The following is a 21326-nucleotide window of genomic DNA, read 5'->3' as shown; positions in this document are numbered from 1 at the left end:
GAGACTGTACGGAGTCGACGGCGGGGTTTTCTTGTGTGACTTCGTAGGGTCGGTACATGACCGTTGTGGACCAGATCCCGAGCGAGCCCGCCGACGCCCGTGGCCGCGTGGCCGAGCTGCACGTCCTGCGCGAGCAGGCGCTGCGTGGCCCCAGTGACCGTGCGACCGAGGCGCAGCACGCGAAGGGCAAGCTGACGGCGCGCGAGCGCATCGAGCTGCTCGTCGACCCGGGTTCCTTCAACGAGGTCGAGCAGCTGCGCAGGCACCGCGCCCAGGGCTTCGGCCTGGAGACCAAGAAGCCGTACACCGACGGTGTCATCACCGGCTGGGGCACGGTCGAGGGCCGCACGGTCTTCGTCTACGCGCACGACTTCCGGATCTTCGGCGGCGCGCTGGGCGAGGCCCACGCCACGAAGATCCACAAGATCATGGACATGGCCATCGCGTCCGGTGCCCCGCTGGTCTCCCTGAACGACGGCGCCGGCGCCCGCATCCAGGAGGGCGTCTCCGCGCTCGCCGGATACGGCGGCATCTTCCAGCGCAACACCCGGGCCTCCGGCGTCATCCCGCAGATCTCGGTGATGCTCGGCCCGTGCGCCGGCGGCGCGGCCTACAGCCCCGCCCTGACGGACTTCGTGTTCATGGTCCGCGAGACCTCGCAGATGTTCATCACCGGCCCGGACGTCGTCAAGGCGGTCACCGGCGAGGAGATCACCCAGAACGGCCTCGGCGGCGCCGACGTGCACGCCGAGACCTCGGGCGTCGCGCACTTCGCGTACGACGACGAGGAGACCTGCATCGCCGAGGTCCGCTACCTCCTCTCGATGCTCCCGCAGAACAACCGCGAGAACCCGCCGACCGTCGCCTCCGAGGACCCGGCCGACCGCCGCTCCGACGTCCTCCTCGACCTCGTGCCCGCCGACGGCAACCGCCCGTACGACATGCACAAGGTCATCGAGGAGCTCGTCGACGAGGGCGACTACCTGGAGGTCCACGAGCGCTGGGCCCGCAACATCATCTGCGCCCTGGCCCGGCTCGACGGCCAGGTCGTCGGCATCGTCGCCAACCAGCCCCAGTCGCTCGCCGGCGTCCTCGACATCGAGGCCTCCGAGAAGGCCGCGCGCTTCGTGCAGATGTGCGACGCCTTCAACATCCCGATCGTCACCCTTCTGGACGTACCCGGCTTCCTTCCGGGCGTCGACCAGGAGCACGGTGGAATCATCAGGCACGGCGCGAAGCTCCTGTACGCGTACTGCAACGCGACCGTGCCCCGGATCTCCCTGATCCTGCGCAAGGCCTACGGCGGCGCCTACATCGTGATGGACTCCCAGTCCATCGGCGCCGACCTGACGTACGCCTGGCCCACCAACGAAATCGCGGTCATGGGCGCCGAAGGCGCCGCCAACGTCATCTTCCGCAAGCAGATCGCGGAGGCCGAGGACCCCGACGCCATGCGGGCCCGCATGGTCAAGGAGTACAAGGCGGAACTGATGCACCCGTACTACGCGGCGGAGCGCGGCCTGGTCGACGACGTCATCGACCCCGCCGACACCCGCCAGGTGCTCATCAGGTCCCTCGCGATGCTCCGCACCAAGCACGCCGACCTGCCGTCCCGCAAGCACGGCAACCCGCCTCAGTAAGAGGAGTCATCCACGTGACCAGCCCCGCCAACCTTCTCCGCGTCGAGAAGGGCACCGCAGACCCCGAGGAGCTCGCCGCCATCACCGCGGTGCTGCTCGCCCGCGCGGCCTCCCAGCCCACCGAGACCGCCGCGCACCACGGCCGCACCGCGGCCGGCTGGCGCCGCCTGGAGCGCCAGGCGGGCTTCCGCCCGTCGCACTCCTGGCAGGGCTGACCCCCTCGCTCCCCTCGCTGCACGAAGGGCCCCGCACCGACCGGTGCGGGGCCCTTCGGCGTCCGTGCGGGGCACTCCACGCACGAAGGCCCCGCACCCTGGGGGTGCGGGGCCGTCTCCCGTGCGACCGCCGGGACTTACCGCAGGCGTGCCATGAGGGCGTGTTCGACGAGCGTGATGAGGGCGCTCTTGGCGTCGGCGCGGTGGCGGGCGTCGGTGGTGATGATGGGGGTGTCGGGGCCGATCTGGAGGGCCTCGCGGACTTCTTCGGGCTGGTAGGGCTGGTTTCCGTCGAAGCCGTTGAGGGCGATGACGAAGGGGAGGCCGCTGTTCTCGAAGTAGTCGACGGCGGGGAAGCAGTCGGCGAGGCGGCGGGTGTCGACGAGGACGACGGCGCCGATGGCGCCGCGGACCAGGTCGTCCCACATGAACCAGAAGCGGTCCTGTCCGGGGGTGCCGAACAGGTACAGGATCAGGTCCTGGTCGAGGGTGATGCGGCCGAAGTCCATGGCGACGGTCGTCGTCGTCTTGTCGCCGGTGTGGGTGAGGTCGTCGATGCCCGCGGACGCGGAGGTCATGACGGCTTCGGTACGCAGCGGGTTGATCTCCGAGACGGCGCCGACGAACGTGGTCTTGCCCACGCCGAAGCCGCCCGCCACCACGATCTTCGCGCTGGTGGTTGAACGGGCCGCGCCGCCGCTAGAGCTTGCGAAGTCCACTGAGCACCCTTTCGAGCAGTGTCACGTCTGGCTGACCGCCGGCGGCCTCGTCGCCGCCGGGCTGGTGGATGGCGACGAGGCCGGCCTCGGCCAGGTCGGCCACGAGGATTCGGGCGACGCCGAGGGGGATGGAGAGGAGGGCCGAGATCTCCGCGACCGACTTGATCTCGAAGCAGAGCCGGCAGATCCGCTGGTGCTCGGGCAACTGCCCCTGCAGCCGGGCCGGATCGGCCGTGGTGCTGACCAGCGCCTCGATGGCGAGCTGGTAACGCGGCCGGGTCCGGCCACCGGTCATCGCGTACGGACGCACCAGCGGGTTGTGCCCACCGGAACCGCCCGAGGAGGACGGACCGCGCGAGGTGGACGGGGAACCCGCGGCCGACGGGACCTGAGGCTGCGCGTAGGGCTGCGACACGCCCTGTCTGCTCGGGGTGGAGGGAAAGTTGAATCGGTTCTGCGCGGTGTCGCCCAGTGGCGCCTGGTGCGCGTCATAACCGTTGTAAGGGCTCGCGCCCGGGGGTGTACCCACGTCTCCTCCTCCTACTGCCTCGCGGTCCATGTCCCTTGAACCGCGCCACCGCACCTTACGGTGCGGTGGCACGAAACGCACTGTCCGTCTGTTAGTTGAGCAGACTTCCCTGGAGTTCGGCCCGGAGGTCGGGCGTCAGGACGGTTCCCGCGCGGTCCACCAGCAGCGCCATCTCGTAGCCCACGAGACCGATGTCGGCCTCGGGGTGCGCGAGCGCGGCCAGCGAGGAGCCGTCCGAGATCGACATGAGGAAGAGGAAGCCGCGCTCCATCTCCACCACGGTCTGGTTGACCGCACCGCCCTCGAAGATCCGGGACGCGCCCGCGGTCAGCGAGGTCAGTCCGGAGGCGACGGCCGCCAGCTGGTCGGCGCGGTCCCGGGGGAACCCCTCGGACATCGCCAGCAGGAGTCCGTCGGCGGAGACCACCACCGTGTGGGACACCCCGGGGGTGTTGTCCACGAAGTTGGTGATCAACCAGTTCAGATTCTGCGCCGCCTGGCTCATGCTCACACTAACGCTCCTGGTTGTAGGTACTGCCCGGGCCGAGGCCCGATCCGTTCGTGTCCGTTCCCGCGCTGCGTCCCTGCTGGACACCGCGGCGCAGGTTGCTCAACCTGCCCCGGACGTCCTCGGGTGCGCGGGAGACCTGGGGGCCGCCCTGCGGGGTCTGCTCTGCCGTGCCCTCGACCAGGTTGGCCTTCGGGACCCGCCGGGGAAGACCGGACGAGGTGACCCCGCCCGCCTTGGGGTCCTTGAGCTTTCCGGCCCGCTGCCAGCGCTCGTCGTTGGTCGAGCGCCACGCGTCGTTGCCGTCGGCCTGGTCCTGCTGCTCTGCCGGCTGCGCGGGTTTCGGCTGCTGCGGAGCCTGCTGCGGCACCTGCTGCGTCGGCGGGGCGACGCTGCCGCGGCGCGGCAGACCGGCGTCGGTCAGCGCGTGTCCGGCGTCCGGAGAAGGACTGGCGGTCGGACCCGGACGGTCGAAGCCTACGCGGTCGGGGGCCTGTTCGGGAGCGCTCGGAGCAGATTCCGATTCCGCTCCGAAATCCTGTCCGTAGCCGCCCTGGTAAGCGCTCTGATCCGGCCACTGTGCCTGGTGGGACTGGGGATCGAACGCATTGTCGTACTGCTGGTGTTCGGTCGCCGGGGCCTCGTACGAGGCTTCCGCATAACCCTGCTGCGGGTACGCCTCGTAGCCCTGCTGCGGATAGGCGTAACCGTCCTGCTGCGGGTAGCCGGCCGGGTACTCCTGGCCGTACTCCTGCGCCGGGTACGGCTCGGCACGGTACTGCTCCGCCGGGTACTCCTGGGCCTGCGGCTGCCCGTACTCCTGGGCCTGGCCGAACTCCTGGGCCCGGCCGTACTGCTCCGCCTGCTCCGGCTGGGCCGCGAACTGCGGATGGTCGCCGCCCTGCGTCTGGGCCTCCAGGGCGGCACGCCGCCCCTCGCGCTGGAGCGAGCGGTTGACCGGGTCGAGCTCGCGCTCCTCCTCGGCCGGCTGCTCGTAGCGCGAGTCGTCGAAGCCGAGGTCGGCCGCGGTGAGCATCTGCTGCTGCGGAGCGGCCTCGAAGGCGTTCGTCTGCTGCTGCGGCATGATCTGCGAGACGGTGAAGTCGTCCTGGAGCGGCTGCTCGCCACCGCCACCGTGCGTGATCGCGTCCGGCAGCATGACCAGCGAGGTCGTCCCGGCCTGCTCGCCCGAGGGGCGGAGCTGGACGCGGATCCCGTGCCGGTCGGCGAGCCGGCCGACCACGAAGAGGCCCATGCGCTGGGAGACGGCGGCGTCCACGGTCGGCGGGTTCGCCAGCTTGTGGTTGATGTCCGCGAAGTCCTCGGCGGTGAGGCCGATGCCCTTGTCGTGGATCTCGACCATCACGCGGCCGTCGGGCAGGCGGGTCGCGGTGACGCGGACCTTGGTCTGCGGGGAGGAGAACGTGGTGGCGTTCTCCAGGAGCTCGGCGAGCAGGTGCACGAGGTCGGTCACGGCCTGGCCGTGGATCTCGGCCTCCGGCACGCCGGCCAGTTCGATGCGCTCGTACTGCTCCACCTCGGAGGAGGCGGCGCGCATGACGTCGACCAGCGGGACCGGCTGGTCCCAGCGGCGGCCCGGCTCCTCGCCGGCGAGGACGAGGAGGTTCTCGCCGTTGCGGCGCATACGGGTGGCCAGGTGGTCCAGGCGGAAGAGATTCTCCAGCTGGTCCGGGTCGGCCTCGTTGTTCTCCAGGTCGGTGATGAGGGTCAGCTGGCCCTCGATCAGCGACTGGTTGCGGCGCGAGAGGTTGGTGAAGATCGCGTTGACGTTGCCGCGGAGCATGGCCTGCTCGGCGGCGAGCCGGACGGCCTCGCGGTGGACCTGGTCGAAGGCGCGGGCGACCTCGCCGATCTCGTCCTGCGAGTCGATCGGGATGGGCTGGACCCGGGTGTCGACCCGGCCCGGCTCCGTGCGGGAGAGCTGGTCGACCAGCATCGGCAGGCGCTGCTCGGCGATGCCGAAGGCGGCGGTCCGCAGCTGGCGCATCGAGCGGCTCATCTGCCGGGCCATCATCCCGGCCAGGACGAAGGCGGCGAGCAGCGCGACGACGACGACTGCGCCGTTGACCCAGGCGTCGGTCTTGGCCGCGTCGGAGATGTCCGCGGCCTCGGTCACGGCCTTGTCGACGAGGGTCTTCTCGACCTCGCTGTAGCCGTCGAACTTGGCGGTGGCCACGGCCATCCAGGCCTCGGGCGTGATGCCCTTGTCCTTCAGGTCCGCGATGCCGTCGGCGCTCTTGGCACTGCCGATCCGGGAGGCGACGCCGGAGTAGACGGAGCCGTCCTTGCCCTTGGGGAGCTCGACGCCGGCCGCGGCCATCTTCTTCTCGCCGTCGGCGGCCTTGCCGGCCATCACCTTCTTGAGCAGCTCGACGTCCTCGGGCAGACCGCCGGAGCTGAACTCGCCGAGGGCGATCTGCTCCAGGTAGTTGTACGAGTTGAACGCCACGGACTGCTGGGCGAAGACGCCCTCGTCCTGACTGGGCCGGACCAGGAGCTGGGTGCCGATGGAGCGCTGGAGGGACTCCGCGCCCTTCGAGAGCTGGATGGCGTAGACGGTCCGGCCGTAGCTGGTGATGTTGCCGGTGCCCAGGCCGAGCTCGTTGGAGAACTCCATCAGGTAGTGCTGCACGCCGGTGTAGCCGAGCTGGGTGTTCACCGGGTCGAGGGAGCGGGTGTACGCGGCCTTGCGCAGCGTCTCCAGCTTCGGCTCCTCGTCCTGGAACAGCCGCAGACGGCGCTCCAGGCCCTGGCCCGACGGCATGTCCTTGACGGCCTCGTCGAACCTCGCCTTGGCGGCGTCGGTCGCGGCGTACGCCCGGGTGACCTCGTCGGCCTTGCGGCCCTCGGGGGTCTTCGCGACGAGCAGGGGGCCGGCGGTCAGGTCGCGCTCGTTGAGCAGCGCGGTGCTGTACTCCGAGGCGGCGCGCACGATGAGCGCCGTCTTCTCGGCGTCCTGCGCCTCCTGCCAGGTGTCGATCGCCGACTTGACCTGGAAGGTGCCCATGACGAGGCCGACGAGCACGGGTATGCAGAGGATCGCGTTCAGACGGGTGGGCACCCGCCAGTTGCGGGGCGACAGCTTGCTGGAGCTTCCCTTGGGCGCCTCGGTGGGGGGCGGCGTCACGGGAACGTCCGCGGGCGACACCGCCGTGCGCGACGGCGGCGTGAAGTTGCCCCGCGTCTCCTGCTCCGCGGAGCTTTCCTTGCTTCGCCTCACTCGACCAACAACCTCTCGGCGTCGGCACCTACGTTGTGCCGGTGTTTCGTTCAGGGCCGTACTACTCGGGAGTTCATGAATTGCAGCACGTGAAGGGGGTCCGTTCCAAACAGTGGGAAGCGGCCTCTTTCAGTGGTCCAGGCCTCACATAAAACGGGCATAAAGAGCGAGCCCCGCCAAATGGCGGGGCTCAGGTGAGCGCAGCGACACCGATCGGATGCGTCGGGTGTCCGAGGCGCCCCAATTCTCTGTCGAAATGTTATGAACGCGAGGGCGGCCGTGTCGAATGACACAGACCGCCCCCCGCCAGAGGCATAGGACAACTGCCGTGGCCCGCTCCGTTACTTGAGCCGTGCCATGAGGGCGTGTTCGACGAGCGTGATGAGGGCGCTCTTGGCGTCGGCGCGGTGGCGGGCGTCGGTGGTGATGATGGGGGTGTCGGGGCCGATCTGGAGGGCCTCGCGGACTTCTTCGGGCTGGTAGGGCTGGTTTCCGTCGAAGCCGTTGAGGGCGATGACGAAGGGGAGGCCGCTGTTCTCGAAGTAGTCGACGGCGGGGAAGCAGTCGGCGAGGCGGCGGGTGTCGACGAGGACGACGGCGCCGATGGCGCCGCGGACCAGGTCGTCCCACATGAACCAGAAGCGGTCCTGTCCGGGGGTGCCGAACAGGTACAGGATCAGGTCCTGGTCGAGGGTGATGCGGCCGAAGTCCATGGCGACGGTCGTCGTCGTCTTGCCGCCGGTGTGCGTCAGATCGTCGATGCCGGCCGACGCGGAGGTCATGACGGCTTCGGTACGCAGCGGGTTGATCTCCGAGACGGCGCCGACGAACGTGGTCTTGCCCACGCCGAAGCCGCCCGCCACCACGATCTTCGCGCTGGTGGTCGATCTGGCCGCGCCGCCGCTAGAGCTTGCGAAGTCCACTGAGCACCCTTTCGAGCAGTGTCACGTCCGGCGTGCCGCCGGTCTCTCCGTTGCCCGGCTGGTGGATCGCCACCATGCCGGCCTCCGCCAGGTCGGCCACGAGGATCCGGGCGACGCCGAGCGGCATCGACAGGAGGGCCGACACCTCGGCCACCGACTTGACCTCGCGGCAGAGGTGGCAGATCCGCTGGTGCTCCGGGAGGAGCGTGGCGAGGTGCGCCGGGTCGGCCGTGGTGCTGACCAGTGCCTCGATGGCGAGCTGGTAGCGCGGCCGGGTCCGGCCGCCGGTCATCGCGTACGGACGCACCAGCGGCTGGTCGCCCTCATGTCCGTACTCGTCGACTGAGGCGCCGTACGGATCGTGAGAGGCGGGGGGCGGGGTCATGAATCCTCCGGGCGTGACAGCAAGACTTCTGCCGTCTGATGGGGCCGGTGGGGGGCCGGGTGGGGCGGCCGGACGGTGAACGGTGCCCAGGGCGGTACGGAGGGGCGTACCGCCCTGTCGGTGTCGGTCGGTCGGTCGGGTGTCCGGTGAAACGTGACCGTCAGTGGAGCAGGCTGCCCTGGAGCTCCGCGCGGAGATCCGGGGTGAGCACACTGCCGGCCCGGTCGACCAGCAGCGCCATCTCGTAGCCCACGAGGCCGATGTCGCACTCGGGGTGGGCGAGCACGGCCAGCGAGGAGCCGTCGGAGACGGACATCAGGAAGAGGAAGCCGCGCTCCATCTCCACCACGGTCTGCGCGACGGGTCCGCCCTCGAAGATCCGGGACGCGCCCGCGGTCAGCGAGGTCAGTCCGGATGCGACCGCCGCCAGCTGGTCGGCGCGGTCGCGGGGGAATCCTTCGGACATGGCCAGCAGGAGTCCGTCGGCGGAGACCACCACCGTGTGGGACACCCCGGGGGTGTTGTCCACGAAGTTGGTGATCAACCAGTTCAGATTCTGCGCCGCCTGGCTCATCGCGTTCAACTAACGCTCCTGCTGATGGTTCGGACCGAGGTGGTGGCTACCCGTGGTCGAGTTGCCGGCCTGACGGCCCTGCTGAATGCCGCGGCGCAGATTGGTGAGCCGGCCGCGGACGTCGTCGGGTGCACGCGAGACCTGGGGGCCGGCCGAGTGGGCCTGCTCCTGTGCGGTCCCGGGTACGAGGTTGGCCTTCGGCACACGGCGCGGAAGACCGGAGGTGGTGACGCCGCCGGCAGCGGGCTTGCGCACCCGCTCCGCCTGGCGCACCAGCTCGTCGTTGGGCGAGGTCCGCCAGGCGGCCCCACCGTTCTGGCGGCCGTCGGCGGCCGGGTCACCGGCCGGACGGGGCGCCGGGGCGGACGGCTGCGGCACGACCGGGGTCTGCGTCGTCTGCGCCGCGTCCGCCTGCTGGGCCTGCTGCTGGGCCTGCTCCTGGTGGAACCAGTTGGTCTCCAGCGTGTCGTACAGCGGCGTGCGGCCGTCGCCCGCGCCACCGGCCGGGGGCAGGGCCTCCGGACGGCGCGGCTGCTGGAGCTGCGGCTGCTGCGGCTGCTGCCGCACCGGCTCGGCCGGACGCGGGGCGCCGAAGTCCTCGCCGGCGCGCTGACGCGGCGCCGGTGCCGGCGCCTGGGACGGCGTCTGCTGCTGCGCCTGCGGTACGTAGGGCTGGCGGCCGAACTGCTGCTGCTGGCCCTGGTACGCCTGCGGCCGGGGGGCCTGCGGCTGCTGCGGCTGCTGCGGGGCGCCGAAGTCCGGGCGCGGGAACTGGCCCGTGGAACCGGGACCCTGCGGGGCGCCGAAGTCGGGGCGCGGGAACTGCGCCGTCGACGCCGGGTCCTGCGCACCGCCCTGGTACGCCTGCGGAGCCTGCTGCTGCGGGGCCTGCGGCTGCTGCGGGGCGCCGAAGTCCGGACGCGGGAACTGGCCCGTGGAACCGGGACCCTGCGGAGCCGCCGGCCCGCCGAACGGGTTCGCGGCCTCCGGCTCCTCGTGGCCGCGCGGGGCGTCCAGCGGGGACATCTCCTGCTGCGGGCGCCGGACCGGCTGCTGCGGGTCGTTGCCCCAGCTCGCGGCCTGCGGGCGCTGCGGCTGCGGGTTGCCGCCGGGCAGCTCGGCGCGCGGGAAGTCGTACCCGCCCTGCTGGTTGCCCGGCTGCTGCTGCTGCTGCGGCTGCTGGCGGCCGGGTCCCTGCTGCGGGCCGGACTGGTTGCCCCACACGTCCGTGCGGGACGGGATGGCGCTCGCGGCGCCGCCGATGAGGCCGCCCCCGCCGGGGCCCGGACGCATGGTGTCCGGCTGCTGGGGAGCCTGCGGGGCCGCCGGGATCTGCGGCAGCCGGCCGGTCTGCTCCAGCTGGGCGTTCTGCGGCTGCGGGGTGCCCTGCGGGCCGCCGGTGAGCGGGGCGCCGTCACGGGCGGGCAGCGCGGCCCGCGGACCGCCCGTACCGACCTGGCCGCGGGCGGGAGCGGCGCCGATGCGGCCGGCCGCAGAGGCCGGGGCACCGCCCTGGCCCGGACGTCCGCCGCCGGGGCCGCCGGCCGCGCCGGGACCGGCGGGGAGCCGGCCGCCGGGGGCGGAGGCGCCCTGCGGCATCTGGCCCTGGCCGCCCGCGCCCGGCTTGGGCATGGGCTTCTTGCCGCCCTGGGCGACGTCGACCGGGAGCATGACGAGCGCGGTGGTGCCGCCCGAGTCGGACGGGCGCAGCTGGATCCGGATGCCGTGTCGCAGGGACAGGCGGCCGACCACGAACAGACCCATGCGGCGGGAGACGGAGACGTCCACGGTGGGCGGCGAGGCGAGCCGCTCGTTGATCGCGGCGAGGTCCTCGGGGGAGAGGCCGATGCCGGTGTCGTGGATCTCGACGAGCACGCGGCCGTCGGGCAGCGCGTGACCGGTGACCCGGACCTTGGTCTGCGGGGAGGAGAAGGAGGTGGCGTTCTCCAGCAGCTCGGCGAGGAGGTGCACGAGGTCGTTGACGACGCGGCCGGCGACCTCGGTCGCCGGGACCGCGGCCAGCTCGATGCGCTCGTACTGCTCCACCTCGGAGGCGGCGGCGCGCAGGACGTCGACCAGCGGGACCGGGCGGGTCCAGCGGCGGCCCGGCTCCTCGCCGGCGAGGACGAGGAGGTTCTCGCCGTTCCGGCGCATACGGGTCGCGAGGTGGTCGAGCTTGAACAGCGAGGAGAGCTGGTCCGGGTCGGCCTCGCGGGACTCCAGCTCGGAGATGAGCGAGAGCTGACGCTGGATGAGGCCCTGGGAACGGCGCGAGAGGTTGGTGAACATCGCGTTGACGTTGCCCCGGAGGAGGGCCTGCTCGGCGGCGAGGCGGACGGCCTCGCGGTGCACGTCGTCGAAGGCCGCGGCCACCTGGCCGATCTCGTCCCGGGAGTGCACACCGACGGACTCGACGGAGGTGTCGACGTCCTGCGGGTCGGACTCGGAGAGCTGCTTGACGAGCTCGGGCAGACGGTCCTGGGCGACCTTGGTCGCGGTGTCCTGGAGCCGGCGCAGCGAGCGGATCATGGACCGGGCCACGACGAAGGCGCCGATGAGCGAGACGCCGAGGACGAGGAGGATCAGCGCACCGTTGATGATGGCGTCGCGCTGCGACTCCTGCTTCAGCTCACGGGCCATGGTCTCCATGTCACCGAGCAGACCTCGCTCGATGCGGTTCATGGCGGTGATCTTGGTGCTGTACTCGTCGGTGAAGTTGAGGTGACCGCGGCGCGGGCCGTCGGGCATCGCGTTGTCCGCGTTCAGCACGCGCTCGGCGTACTTGTTGGCCGCGTTGATGGACGGGTCGCCGTTGTTCAGCGACTCGGTGCGCTCGGCGGCGTCACCGCCGGTCGACTCGTAGATCGCCTGGAAGGACTTGAGCTCGACGCCCTCACTGTTGAGGGCGGCCTCGCCGTAGAGGCGGTCACCCTGCTGGAGCTTGCCGGAGGTCCGGTCGCTCGGCGGGAGCGCCGCCGCGATGATCGCCTGCTGGATGGAGGCGTACTCCTTGGCGGACGAGAACGCGGCGAGCGCGCGGGTCCGCTTGATCATCTCGGGGTTGCTGGTCGCCTGCGCCATGTCCTGGGACAGGCTGAGCAGCGAGCGGATGAGGCGGCTGTAGGCCTCGACCGTCACCGAGTGGGACACGCCCTTCTCGTAGGCGCTGCCCCGGATGGAGTGGAGCTCGGTGACCTGGGAGGCGATCTGGCTGACGTTCTGGCGGATGCTGCGCAGCGCCTCGTCGCCGTCGGTGGCCGGGATGTCCTCGGTGGCGTCGAGGAAGGCCTTGTACTCGCGGTCGGTCTTCCGGCGCGGGTTGGCGACCTGGTAGTCGCTGACCGGGCGGCCGTTGGCCAGCGGGCCGGCGGAGAGGTCGCGCTCGGCCTGGAGGGCCTGGGCGAGGTCGGTCGCCTCACGGGTCAGCTTGGTGAGCAGCTGCATGTGGTCGAGCTGCTCCATGTCCTGGAGCGAGTCGCTGATGCGGATGCCGCCCAGGGTGGTCGCGGCGACCACGGGGAGGGTGAGGAGCGCGACGAGGCGCGTGGAGATGCGCCAGTTGCGCAGGGCTATTCGAGGTCCGACCTCGTTCTCGGCCCGGGCCTTGGGGGGTGCGGCGGCGGGCTCGGCGGACTTGGCGGCGCTCCCGCGCCTGCCGGTGTCACCGCTGTCGCCGGACGGACCCTGACCCTGGTTCGGGGTGTGCGGGGCCGAGGGACCGCGGTCGGTCCCGGCACGCGGTTCCTGCTCCGGAGCATCCGCTCGGCCCTGACGGGCCTGGGGAGACCCCGAGCCATCCCTCTTGAAACGTCCCTGCACTAGCGTCGCAACCTCTGGACCAGGCGTCCCTCCGGGTGAGCGGAGAGGACGGTGTCGGCGTCATTCGGGGCGCGTGGAGCGCCCCAGGTGGTCGTCGGTGACCGGCGCAGTTCCCCCTTCCCCGCCACTCGGCCGGCGCTGTCGCGCCTCCTGCGCGCCGGCTTGAAACCCGCGGCGGTGCGTGGAATTCCAGCACAGTGCCGGATCTCCAACAAGGGCCGCGTGTCGCGGCGCGAGGGGTATGACAACGTGTGCACGAGATGTCACCCCATGTAGAAGATGATCACGGAGGATTCGGACTTTTCCATCCCAATGGCTGGGCATCCCCGTGTGTCCCAGTCGCCATGATCAGGAGCGGAATAGCTCATTCAGTGGCGGAATGTCCCTTTCCGTGGCGACCGGCGACAGTCCGTAATGCCCGGAATCTACCGCGTGTGGTGAGCAAACTCACACGCGAATCGATGTCTCAGCCATGCATTCGAAGGGAATCGCATGTTTAGCCTGACGCTTTACACCCCTTCGCGCCCGCCCATGCGGGCGCCCGTCCCGGAACAAGGTCTGATCACCGCGATGAAGACGACGACGCTCCGCACCACGGCCAACCCCCGCCGCTCCACCCTCGTCCACCTGGCGGACGCCGCAGATCTCGGCCGGGGTGCCCAGCCGGAGTACGCGGTCGAGCTCCCGGGCAACACGGCCAACCCGCGCCGCACCGTCCTGATGCAGGCCCCGGCGCCGTACCAGCCCCAGCCGTACGCCACCGCGTCCCGCTGACCGTGACGCGGGACACCTCCCGCGTCACGCCCGTCACCACCCCCGGTGACATCGCAGGTCGGCCGTCCCCCCGCCGCGTTAGCCTGGAGCGTCAGACTCCAGCCAGCACCAAGTGAGGGGCGACAGCACTCGTGCGCATCGCCAGATTCTCCATCGACGGCAATGTGGCCTTCGGTGCCGTCGAGGGCGAGGGACCTGCCGAGTCCGGCGGCCTCGTCCTCGACATCATCAAGGGCATCCCGTACACCGACTTCGAGCTCAGCGGCACCAAGGTCCCGCTGAGCAAGGTGCGGCTCCTGCCGCCCGTGCTCCCCAACAAGGTCGTGGCCATCGGCCGCAACTACGCCGAGCACGCCGCCGAACTCGGCAACGAGGTCCCCGACGTCCCCGTCGCCTTCTTCAAGCCCACCACCTCCGTGATCGGCCCCGGCGACGCCATCGAGTACCCCTCCTTCTCCGACGAGCTGCACCACGAGGCCGAACTGGCCGTGGTCATCGGCCGCATGTGCCGCGAGGTGCCCCGCGAGCGCGTGAAGGACGTCGTCTTCGGCTACACCTGCGCCAACGACGTCACCGCCCGCGACGCCCAGCGGCGCGAGAAGCAGTGGGCGCGCGCCAAGGGCTTCGACACCTCCTGCCCCCTGGGCCCCTGGGTGGAGACGGGCCTGAGCATCGCCGCCGCGAGCGACCTGGCCATCCAGGCCACGGTCAACGGCGAGCAGCGCCAGCTGGGTCGCACGAGCGACATGATCCGCTCCATCGAGGACCTGGTCGTCCACATCACCGAGGCCATGACGCTGCTCCCCGGAGACGTCATCCTCACCGGCACCCCCGCCGGGGTCGGCCCCCTCAACGTCGGCGACGAGGTCGCCGTCACCATCGAAGGCATCGGCACTCTCACCAATAAGGTGATCAAGCGTGGCTAACGCGATCCGCGTCCGTTTCTGTCCCTCGCCGACCGGCAACCCCCACGTGGGCCTGGTCCGCACCGCTCTCTTCAACTGGGCCTTCGCCCGGCACAACGAGGGCACCATGGTCTTCCGCATCGAGGACACCGACGCCGCCCGCGACTCCGAGGAGTCGTACGAGCAGCTGCTCGACTCCCTGAAGTGGCTCGGCCTCGACTGGGACGAGGGTCCCGAGGTCGGCGGCCCGCACGAGCCGTACCGCCAGTCCCAGCGGATGGACATCTACAAGGACGTCGCGGACAAGCTGCTCGCCGGCGGATACGCGTACCCCTGCTACTGCACCACCGAGGAGCTCGACGAGCGCCGCGAGGCCGCCCGCGCCGCCGGCCGCCCCTCCGGCTACGACGGCCACTGCCGCGACCTCACCGACGAGCAGAAGGCCGCGTACGAGGCCGAGGGCCGCGCGTCGATCGTCCGCTTCCGGATGCCCGACGAGCCGATCACCTTCACCGACCTGGTCCGCGGCGAGCTCACCTTCACCCCGGAGAACGTGCCGGACTACGGCATCCTCCGGGCCAACGGCGCCCCGCTGTACACCCTGGTCAACCCGGTCGACGACGCCCTGATGGAGATCACCCACGTCCTGCGCGGCGAGGACCTGCTCTCCTCCACCCCGCGCCAGGTCGCCCTCTACAAGGCGCTCATCGAGCTGGGCGTCGCCAAGGAGATCCCCTCCTTCGGCCACCTCCCCTACGTCATGGGCGAGGGCAACAAGAAGCTCTCCAAGCGCGACCCGCAGGCCTCCCTCAACCTCTACCGGGAGCGCGGCTTCCTCCCCGAGGGCCTGCTGAACTACCTGTCGCTCCTCGGCTGGTCCTTCTCGGCCGACCAGGACATCTTCACCATCCCGGAGATGGTGGCGAAGTTCGACATCGCCGACGTCAACGCCAACCCGGCGCGCTTCGACCTCAAGAAGGCCGAGTCGATCAACGCCGACCACATCCGCATGCTGGACGTGAAGGCCTTCGCCACGGCCTGCGAGCCCTGGCTGCGCGCCCCGCACGCCCCCTGGGCGCCGGAGGACTTCGACCAGGCCGCCTGGGAGGCCATCGCGCCGCACGCCCAGACCCGCGTCACCGTCCTCTCGGACATCACGGCCAACGTGGACTTCCTCTTCCTGGCCGAGCCGGTCTTCGACCAGCCCTCGTGGGACAAGGCGATGAAGGGCGAGCCCGCGGCCCTGCTCACCACCGCCCGCGAGAAGCTGGACGCGGCCGACTGGAGCGACCCCGAGTCCCTGAAGAACGCGGTCCTGGCCGCCGGCGAGGCCCACGGCCTCAAGCTCGGCAAGGCCCAGGCCCCGGTCCGCGTCGCCGTCACCGGCCGCACGGTCGGCCTGCCGCTCTTCGAGTCCCTGGAGATCCTGGGCAAGGAGAAGACCCTGGCCCGCGTCGACGCGGCCCTGGCGAAGCTCGCCGCCTGATCCACGACGGACCCACCGGTACCCCCGCCCCGACGTACGGGACGGGGGTACCGTCGTCTCCATGACCATCCGCGCGGTGCTCTGGGACATCGACGACACGCTCTTCGACTACGCGAGCGCCGACCGTGCCGGGATGCGGGCGCACCTCGCCGCCGAGGGGCTGCTCGACGCCTGGGGCTCCGCCGAGGAGGCCCTGCGGCGCTGGAAGGAGCTCACGGAGCTGCACTGGCGCAGGTTCGAGGCGGAGGGCGGGGACTTCCAGGACCAGCGACGCGCGCGCGTGCGGGACTTCCTGGGCCGGCCGGAGCTCACCACCGCCGAGGCCGACGGCTGGTTCGACCGGTACGTGATCCACTACGAGGCCGCCTGGGAGCTCTTCCCCGACACCGTGCCCGTCCTCGACCTGCTGGCCCGTGACTACCGTCACGGAGTGCTCTCGAACTCCAGCATCCGCAACCAGGAGCACAAGCTGCGCTCCCTGGGCGTGTGGGACCGGTTCGAGGCCGTGCTGTGCGCCGCCGAGCTCGGCGTGGCCAAGCCCCGCCCGGAGGCCTTCCACGCCGCCTGCACCGCCCTCGACCTGCGCCCCCACGAGGTGGCCTACGTGGGGGACCAGCCGGACATCGACGCCCGGGGAGCCGTGGAGGCGGGGCTCCGGGGGATCTGGCTGGACCGCGCGGACACCGGCGGCAGGCCCGAGCTGTCCCGGATCACCGACCTGAGCCTGCTGCCCGCGCTGCTGCGTGCGGATACGCGTTTTGGAGCACCGTCCACCTTCGGGTAATGTTCTTCCTGCGCCGAGGGAAACGGGCCGAAAGGCCGGAAAGTCCCGGAAGCGCAAGCCGAGCAGGATCGCTTCTCGAAGTGATCAAGTTCCGGTGGCCTATGGTGTAATTGGCAGCACGACGGTTTCTGGTTCCGTTAGTCTTGGTTCGAGTCCAGGTAGGCCAGCTCGCAGAGCTTTATCTGCAACCTGTGGATGGCATCCACGAAGCCCCCGTTGTGTAGCGGCCTAGCACGCCGCCCTCTCAAGGCGGTAGCGCCGGTTCGAATCCGGTCGGGGGTACAGATCCTTCCCGCGGGATCACCTGGGTCGCACCCGGTGAACCCGATGCAGGATCGCTAGGGCCCCCGTTGTGTAGCGGCCTAGCACGCCGCCCTCTCAAGGCGGTAGCGCCGGTTCGAATCCGGTCGGGGGTACGGTGTAACCACCATGGCCTATGGTGTAATTGGCAACACTACGGTTTCTGGTACCGTCATTCTTGGTTCGAGTCCAGGTAGGCCAGCTCGCAGAGCTCATCTGCACCGCGGATCTGATCCGCAAGGCCCCCGTTGTGTAGCGGCCTAGCACGCCGCCCTCTCAAGGCGGTAGCGCCGGTTCGAATCCGGTCGGGGGTACAAGACGAGGAAGCCCTTCCCTTCGGGGGAGGGCTTCTTCGCTGTTCGGGGTCACGGTGCGGACAACTCCGGCCCACCGCTGCGGCGTTGAAGCGGTGGGCCGGTACGAACAGGAGGAGCGGAGGGGCTCAGCCGTTGCGGCGGAGCGCCTCGGAGAGGCGTGCGGCGGCGTCGATGACCGCCTGGGCGTGCATACGGCCCGGGTGGCGCGTCAGACGCTCGATCGGACCCGAGACCGACACGGCGGCCACCACGCGGTTCGAGGGGCCGCGTACGGGCGCGGAGACGGACGCGACGCCCGGCTCCCGCTCACCGATCGACTGGGCCCAGCCGCGGCGCCGTACGCCCGACAGGGCCGTCGCCGTGAAGCGGGCGCCCTGGAGGCCGCGGTGCAGCCGCTCGGGCTCCTCCCAGGCCATCAGGATCTGCGCGGACGAGCCGGCCTTCATGGTCAGCGTCGAGCCGACCGGGACCGTGTCCCGCAGGCCCGAGAGCCGCTCGGCCGCCGCCACGCAGATGCGCATGTCGCCCTGGCGCCGGTAGAGCTGGGCGCTCTCGCCGGTGACATCGCGCAGATGCGTCAGCACCGGGCCCGCGGTCGCGAGCAGGCGGTCCTCGCCGGCCGCGGCGGCGAGCTCCGCCAGGCGCGGTCCGAGGATGAACCGGCCCTGCATGTCACGCGCCACCATCCGGTGGTGTTCCAGTGCCACGGCCAGTCGGTGTGCCGTGGGTCGTGCGAGTCCCGTCGCCGCGACCAGTCCTGCGAGGGTGGCCGGACCGGACTCCAGGGCGCTCAGGACAAGGGCTGCCTTGTCGAGAACGCCTACGCCGCTAGAGTTGTCCATGCAACGATACTCGCGTCTCACTCTGTGAAACGCAAGTTCAATTTTTCTCGGAACCTGTGACCCTGGTGGTGCGGCCGCACAACGGCCCGCGGAACGGGTCTCTAGTTGTGCCGGCGTAGACGTCGGCCGGAGGGAAAGCGATGGGTAGGACACTCGCGGAGAAGGTCTGGGACGACCACGTCGTCCGGCGCGCCGAGGGCGAGCCCGACCTCCTCTTCATCGATCTGCACCTGCTGCACGAGGTGACCAGCCCCCAGGCCTTCGACGGCCTCCGGCAGAACGGCCGGCAGGTGCGGCGCCTCGACCTCACCATCGCCACCGAGGACCACAACACCCCGACCCTCGACATCGACAAGCCGATCGCGGACCCGGTCTCCCGCGCGCAGCTGGAGACCCTCCGTAAGAACTGTGCCGAGTTCGGCGTCCGGCTGCACCCGCTGGGCGACGTCGAGCAGGGCGTCGTCCACGTCGTGGGACCGCAGCTGGGCCTGACCCAGCCGGGCACCACCGTGGTCTGCGGCGACTCGCACACCTCCACGCACGGCGCCTTCGGCGCGCTGGCGTTCGGCATCGGCACCAGTCAGGTCGAGCACGTGCTCGCCACCCAGACGCTGCCGCTGGCCCGCCCCAAGACCATGGCGATCACGGTCGACGGCGAGCTGCCCGAGGACGTCACCGCCAAGGACCTGATCCTGGCGATCATCGCCAAGATCGGCACCGGCGGCGGCCAGGGCTACATCCTGGAGTACCGCGGCTCCGCCATCGAGAAGCTCTCGATGGAGGCCCGGATGACCATCTGCAACATGTCGATCGAGGCCGGCGCCCGCGCGGGCATGATCGCCCCCGACGCGACCACCTTCGCCTACCTGGAGGGCCGGGACCACGCCCCCGAGGGCGAGGACTGGGACGCCGCCGTCGCGTACTGGAAGACCCTGAAGTCCGACGAGGACGCGGTCTTCGACGCCGAGGTCGTCATCGACGCCGCCTCCCTGGCGCCGTTCGTCACCTGGGGCACCAACCCCGGCCAGGGCGCGCCGCTTTCGGCGCACGTCCCCGACCCGGCTTCGTACGAAGACGCTTCGGAGCGCCTGGCCGCCGAAAAGGCCCTGGAGTACATGGGGTTGACCGCCGGACAGCCGCTGCGCGACATCAAGGTCGACACCGTCTTCGTAGGCTCCTGCACCAACGGCCGCATCGAGGACCTGCGCAACGCGGCCTCCCTGCTGGAGGGCCGCCAGGTCGCCGACGGCGTCCGCATGCTGGTCGTCCCCGGCTCGGTCCGGGTCGCCCTCCAGGCCGTCGAAGAGGGCCTGGACAAGGTCTTCAAGGAGGCCGGCGCCGAATGGCGGCACGCGGGCTGCTCGATGTGCCTGGGCATGAACCCCGACCAACTGGCTCCCGGTGAGCGCTCCGCGTCCACCTCCAACCGCAACTTCGAGGGCCGGCAGGGCAAGGGCGGCCGGACGCACCTGGTCTCCCCGCAGGTCGCCGCCGCCACCGCCGTCCTGGGTCACCTGGCCTCCCCGGCCGATCTGTCCGACGTCGCCACCACCGCGGGGGTCTGAGGAACCATGGAAGCTTTCACCACGCACACCGGCCGGGCCGTCCCGCTGCGCCGCAGCAACGTCGACACCGACCAGATCATCCCGGCGCACTGGCTGAAGAAGGTCACCCGCGACGGCTTCGAGGACGGTCTCTTCGAGGCCTGGCGCAAGGACTCCGAGTTCGTCCTCAACCGCCCGGAGCGCCAGGGCGCCTCGGTCCTGGTCGCCGGCCCCGACTTCGGCACCGGCTCCTCCCGCGAGCACGCCGTCTGGGCGCTCCAGAACTACGGCTTCCAGGCGGTCATCTCCGCCCGCTTCGCCGACATCTTCCGCGGCAACTCGCTGAAGAACGGCCTGCTGACCGTCGTCCTCCCGCAGGAGACGGTGGACGCCCTCTGGGAGCTGACCGAGGCCGACCCGACCGCGGAGATCACCGTCGACCTGGAGGCCCGCAAGGTCCTGGCCGCCGGGATCGACGCCGACTTCGAGCTCGACGAGAACGCCCGCTGGCGTCTGCTGAACGGGCTGGACGACATCAGCCTCACCCTTCAGAACGAAGCCGACATCGCGGCCTACGAGGCGGCTCGACCGGCCTTCAAGCCCCGTACAATTACGGCCTGAGCAGCGCTTTTCCACGACTGCGCCCCCCACCGTCCGGTGGGGGGCGCAGTCGCTTGTTGAGACCCCGTCGGGCGACAACTCGCCCTAGATGGCACAATCGGTGCATGGAACGCGACAGCCAACTCGAGCTCTACGAGGCAGTCGCCGCCCGATTGAAGGAAGCGCACACAAGAGTGCGCTCACTGCAAGTCCCGGAGGGCGTAAGGATGGCGCTGTCCCGGAAGCTGCTGGTCGTCACGGCAGCGGCGAAGCACGATCTCAAGGACGCGGCAACGCGTCTCGACCGGTTGATGAAGGACCTCGACGAGGGCCGATTCCCAGAGGACGACTGACACCAGGAACTCCGCAACGGGACTTCCGCGTTGCGGCACTAGGGTGATTAGACCGTTTCGTGTTTGATTTGCGGTATATACATGCCTAACGTGCGAAAAAGCTTGAACACTTTCGTTCTGGCAATGTCTCCGAAGGGGAAGACGTGAACAAGGCGCAGCTCGTAGAAGCGATTGCCGACAAGATGGGCGGTCGTCAGCAGGCCGCCGAAGCCGTCGACCACGTGCTCGACGCCATCGTGCGTGCCGTGGTGGCCGGTGACCGGGTCTCGGTCACGGGTTTCGGCTCGTTCGAGAAGGTCGACCGGCCGGCCCGCTACGCCCGCAACCCCCAGACGGGTGAGCGCGTCCGGGTCAAGAAGACCTCCGTCCCGCGCTTCCGTGCAGGTCAGGGCTTCAAGGACCTGGTCAGCGGCTCGAAGAAGCTCCCCAAGGGCGGCGAGGTCTCCGTCAAGAAGGCCCCCAAGGGCAGCCTCACCGGTGGCGCCTCCGCGACCGTGAAGAAGGCCGCCGCCAAGAAGGCCACCACCGCCAAGAAGGCCGCCGCGAAGAAGGCGACCCCGGCGAAGAAGACCACGGCCGCCGTGAAGAAGGCGACGCCCGCGAAGAAGACGACGGCCACCGCCAAGAAGGCGACGCCGGCGAAGAAGACCACCACGGCCGCGACGAAGAAGACCACCGCCGCCGCCAAGAAGACCACCGCGGCCGCCGCCAAGAAGGCGACCAAGGCCACGGCGAAGAAGACCGCGCCGGCCGCGAAGAAGGCCACGGCGACGAAGGCGCCCGCCAAGAAGACGACGGCGCGCAAGACCACCGCCAAGAAGACCGCCGCCAAGAAGTAGGACGCGCGGACCGACCCGCCGGGCCGGGC

The 21326-nt window shown here is 70.4% G+C and carries 19 protein-coding genes and 5 tRNA genes; 15 read left to right on the top strand and 9 right to left on the bottom strand.

All coding sequences use genetic code 11. From position 1 onward, the window contains the following. Window positions 1-56: 56 nt before the first annotated feature. Together ACFYXU_RS00850 and ACFYXU_RS00845 are read left to right on the top strand one after the other, a co-directional pair. A complete protein-coding gene (locus ACFYXU_RS00850; protein ID WP_389456094.1) occupies window positions 57-1640 on the top strand; it encodes an acyl-CoA carboxylase subunit beta in 1584 nt (527 codons plus the stop codon). 14 nt (window positions 1641-1654) lie between these two features. Next, a complete protein-coding gene (locus ACFYXU_RS00845; protein WP_329850308.1) occupies window positions 1655-1855 on the top strand; it encodes an acyl-CoA carboxylase subunit epsilon in 201 nt (66 codons plus the stop codon). A 137-nt stretch (window positions 1856-1992) separates the two neighbouring features. Here ACFYXU_RS00845 and ACFYXU_RS00840 read toward each other — a convergent pair whose 3' ends face one another. The 8 genes from ACFYXU_RS00840 to ACFYXU_RS00805 form a co-directional block, all read right to left on the bottom strand. Continuing rightward, the gene (locus ACFYXU_RS00840; RefSeq protein ID WP_015036414.1) at window positions 1993-2574 is read right to left on the bottom strand and encodes an ATP/GTP-binding protein; all 582 of its coding nucleotides are present in this window, start codon (window positions 2572-2574) and stop codon (window positions 1993-1995) included. Continuing rightward, the gene (locus ACFYXU_RS00835; protein WP_329849266.1) at window positions 2555-3103 is read right to left on the bottom strand and encodes a DUF742 domain-containing protein; all 549 of its coding nucleotides are present in this window, start codon (window positions 3101-3103) and stop codon (window positions 2555-2557) included. Before ACFYXU_RS00835 ends, ACFYXU_RS00840 begins: the two co-directional genes overlap by 20 nt. A gap of 91 nt (window positions 3104-3194) precedes the next feature. Beyond that, the gene (locus ACFYXU_RS00830; RefSeq protein ID WP_317877038.1) at window positions 3195-3608 is read right to left on the bottom strand and encodes a roadblock/LC7 domain-containing protein; all 414 of its coding nucleotides are present in this window, start codon (window positions 3606-3608) and stop codon (window positions 3195-3197) included. Window positions 3609-3615: 7 nt separating this feature from the next. Continuing rightward, window positions 3616-6852: a nitrate- and nitrite sensing domain-containing protein gene (locus ACFYXU_RS00825; protein WP_389456092.1), complete on the bottom strand. Its 3237-nt coding sequence runs from the start codon at window positions 6850-6852 to the stop codon at window positions 3616-3618. 341 nt (window positions 6853-7193) lie between these two features. Beyond that, on the bottom strand, window positions 7194-7775 hold the full coding sequence (locus tag ACFYXU_RS00820) for an ATP/GTP-binding protein (RefSeq protein ID WP_116158662.1): 582 nt from the start codon (window positions 7773-7775) through the stop codon (window positions 7194-7196). Next, complete coding sequence (locus ACFYXU_RS00815) at window positions 7756-8160, bottom strand: DUF742 domain-containing protein (RefSeq protein WP_017235980.1); 405 nt, start codon at window positions 8158-8160, stop codon at window positions 7756-7758. The genes ACFYXU_RS00820 and ACFYXU_RS00815 overlap by 20 nt, the downstream gene beginning before the upstream one ends. Window positions 8161-8320: 160 nt before the next feature. Further along, window positions 8321-8734: a roadblock/LC7 domain-containing protein gene (locus ACFYXU_RS00810; protein ID WP_030496942.1), complete on the bottom strand. Its 414-nt coding sequence runs from the start codon at window positions 8732-8734 to the stop codon at window positions 8321-8323. 9 nt (window positions 8735-8743) lie between these two features. Further along, on the bottom strand, window positions 8744-12553 hold the full coding sequence (locus tag ACFYXU_RS00805; RefSeq protein WP_389456090.1) for a nitrate- and nitrite sensing domain-containing protein: 3810 nt from the start codon (window positions 12551-12553) through the stop codon (window positions 8744-8746). A gap of 570 nt (window positions 12554-13123) precedes the next feature. Here ACFYXU_RS00805 and ACFYXU_RS00800 point away from each other — a divergent pair. The 9 genes from ACFYXU_RS00800 (at window position 13124) to ACFYXU_RS00760 (ending at window position 17116) form a co-directional block, all read left to right on the top strand. Next, complete coding sequence (locus ACFYXU_RS00800) at window positions 13124-13327, top strand: hypothetical protein (protein WP_329850491.1); 204 nt, start codon at window positions 13124-13126, stop codon at window positions 13325-13327. 131 nt (window positions 13328-13458) lie between these two features. Continuing rightward, the gene (locus ACFYXU_RS00795; protein ID WP_389408117.1) at window positions 13459-14253 is read left to right on the top strand and encodes a fumarylacetoacetate hydrolase family protein; all 795 of its coding nucleotides are present in this window, start codon (window positions 13459-13461) and stop codon (window positions 14251-14253) included. Continuing rightward, window positions 14246-15718 carry a glutamate--tRNA ligase gene (gltX, locus tag ACFYXU_RS00790; protein ID WP_361396619.1) on the top strand — a complete coding sequence of 491 codons (1473 nt, stop codon included), beginning with the start codon at window positions 14246-14248 and terminating at the stop codon, window positions 15716-15718. The genes ACFYXU_RS00795 and gltX overlap by 8 nt, the downstream gene beginning before the upstream one ends. A 61-nt stretch (window positions 15719-15779) precedes the next feature. Continuing rightward, window positions 15780-16502: an HAD family hydrolase gene (locus ACFYXU_RS00785; protein WP_376510615.1), complete on the top strand. Its 723-nt coding sequence runs from the start codon at window positions 15780-15782 to the stop codon at window positions 16500-16502. A gap of 95 nt (window positions 16503-16597) precedes the next feature. Continuing rightward, a tRNA-Gln gene (locus ACFYXU_RS00780) sits at window positions 16598-16669 on the top strand. A 42-nt stretch (window positions 16670-16711) separates the two neighbouring features. Continuing rightward, a tRNA-Glu gene (locus tag ACFYXU_RS00775) sits at window positions 16712-16784 on the top strand. 61 nt (window positions 16785-16845) lie between these two features. After that, window positions 16846-16918, top strand: a tRNA-Glu gene (locus ACFYXU_RS00770). 14 nt (window positions 16919-16932) lie between these two features. Next, window positions 16933-17004 (top strand) — tRNA-Gln (locus tag ACFYXU_RS00765). 39 nt (window positions 17005-17043) lie between these two features. Further along, window positions 17044-17116, top strand: a tRNA-Glu gene (locus ACFYXU_RS00760). 128 nt (window positions 17117-17244) lie between these two features. On the opposite strand, the gene ndgR is transcribed toward ACFYXU_RS00760, so the two are convergent. After that, window positions 17245-17961 (bottom strand): IclR family transcriptional regulator NdgR, encoded by a 717-nt coding sequence (gene ndgR / locus ACFYXU_RS00755; protein WP_005311436.1) that lies wholly within the window; start codon window positions 17959-17961, stop codon window positions 17245-17247. 140 nt (window positions 17962-18101) lie between these two features. On the opposite strand from ndgR, the gene leuC reads away from it, so the two are divergent. The 4 genes from leuC (at window position 18102) to ACFYXU_RS00735 (ending at window position 21297) form a co-directional block, all read left to right on the top strand. Next, window positions 18102-19526 carry a 3-isopropylmalate dehydratase large subunit gene (leuC, locus tag ACFYXU_RS00750; RefSeq protein WP_329850498.1) on the top strand — a complete coding sequence of 475 codons (1425 nt, stop codon included), beginning with the start codon at window positions 18102-18104 and terminating at the stop codon, window positions 19524-19526. 6 nt (window positions 19527-19532) lie between these two features. After that, window positions 19533-20126, top strand: coding sequence for a 3-isopropylmalate dehydratase small subunit (gene leuD / locus ACFYXU_RS00745; protein ID WP_329850499.1), 594 nt, complete (start codon window positions 19533-19535; stop codon window positions 20124-20126). A gap of 104 nt (window positions 20127-20230) precedes the next feature. Then, a complete protein-coding gene (locus tag ACFYXU_RS00740; protein WP_015036430.1) occupies window positions 20231-20458 on the top strand; it encodes a hypothetical protein in 228 nt (75 codons plus the stop codon). A gap of 143 nt (window positions 20459-20601) precedes the next feature. Further along, complete coding sequence (locus ACFYXU_RS00735; protein ID WP_329850502.1) at window positions 20602-21297, top strand: HU family DNA-binding protein; 696 nt, start codon at window positions 20602-20604, stop codon at window positions 21295-21297. Window positions 21298-21326: the final 29 nt, after the last annotated feature.

Origin of the sequence: Streptomyces sp. NPDC002232 (genome assembly GCF_042890295.1) — a bacterium.
In the GTDB taxonomy this organism is placed as follows: domain Bacteria; phylum Actinomycetota; class Actinomycetes; order Streptomycetales; family Streptomycetaceae; genus Streptomyces.
Note: the sequence above shows the minus strand (reverse complement) of the source record. Positions and strands in the feature narration are given on the sequence as shown.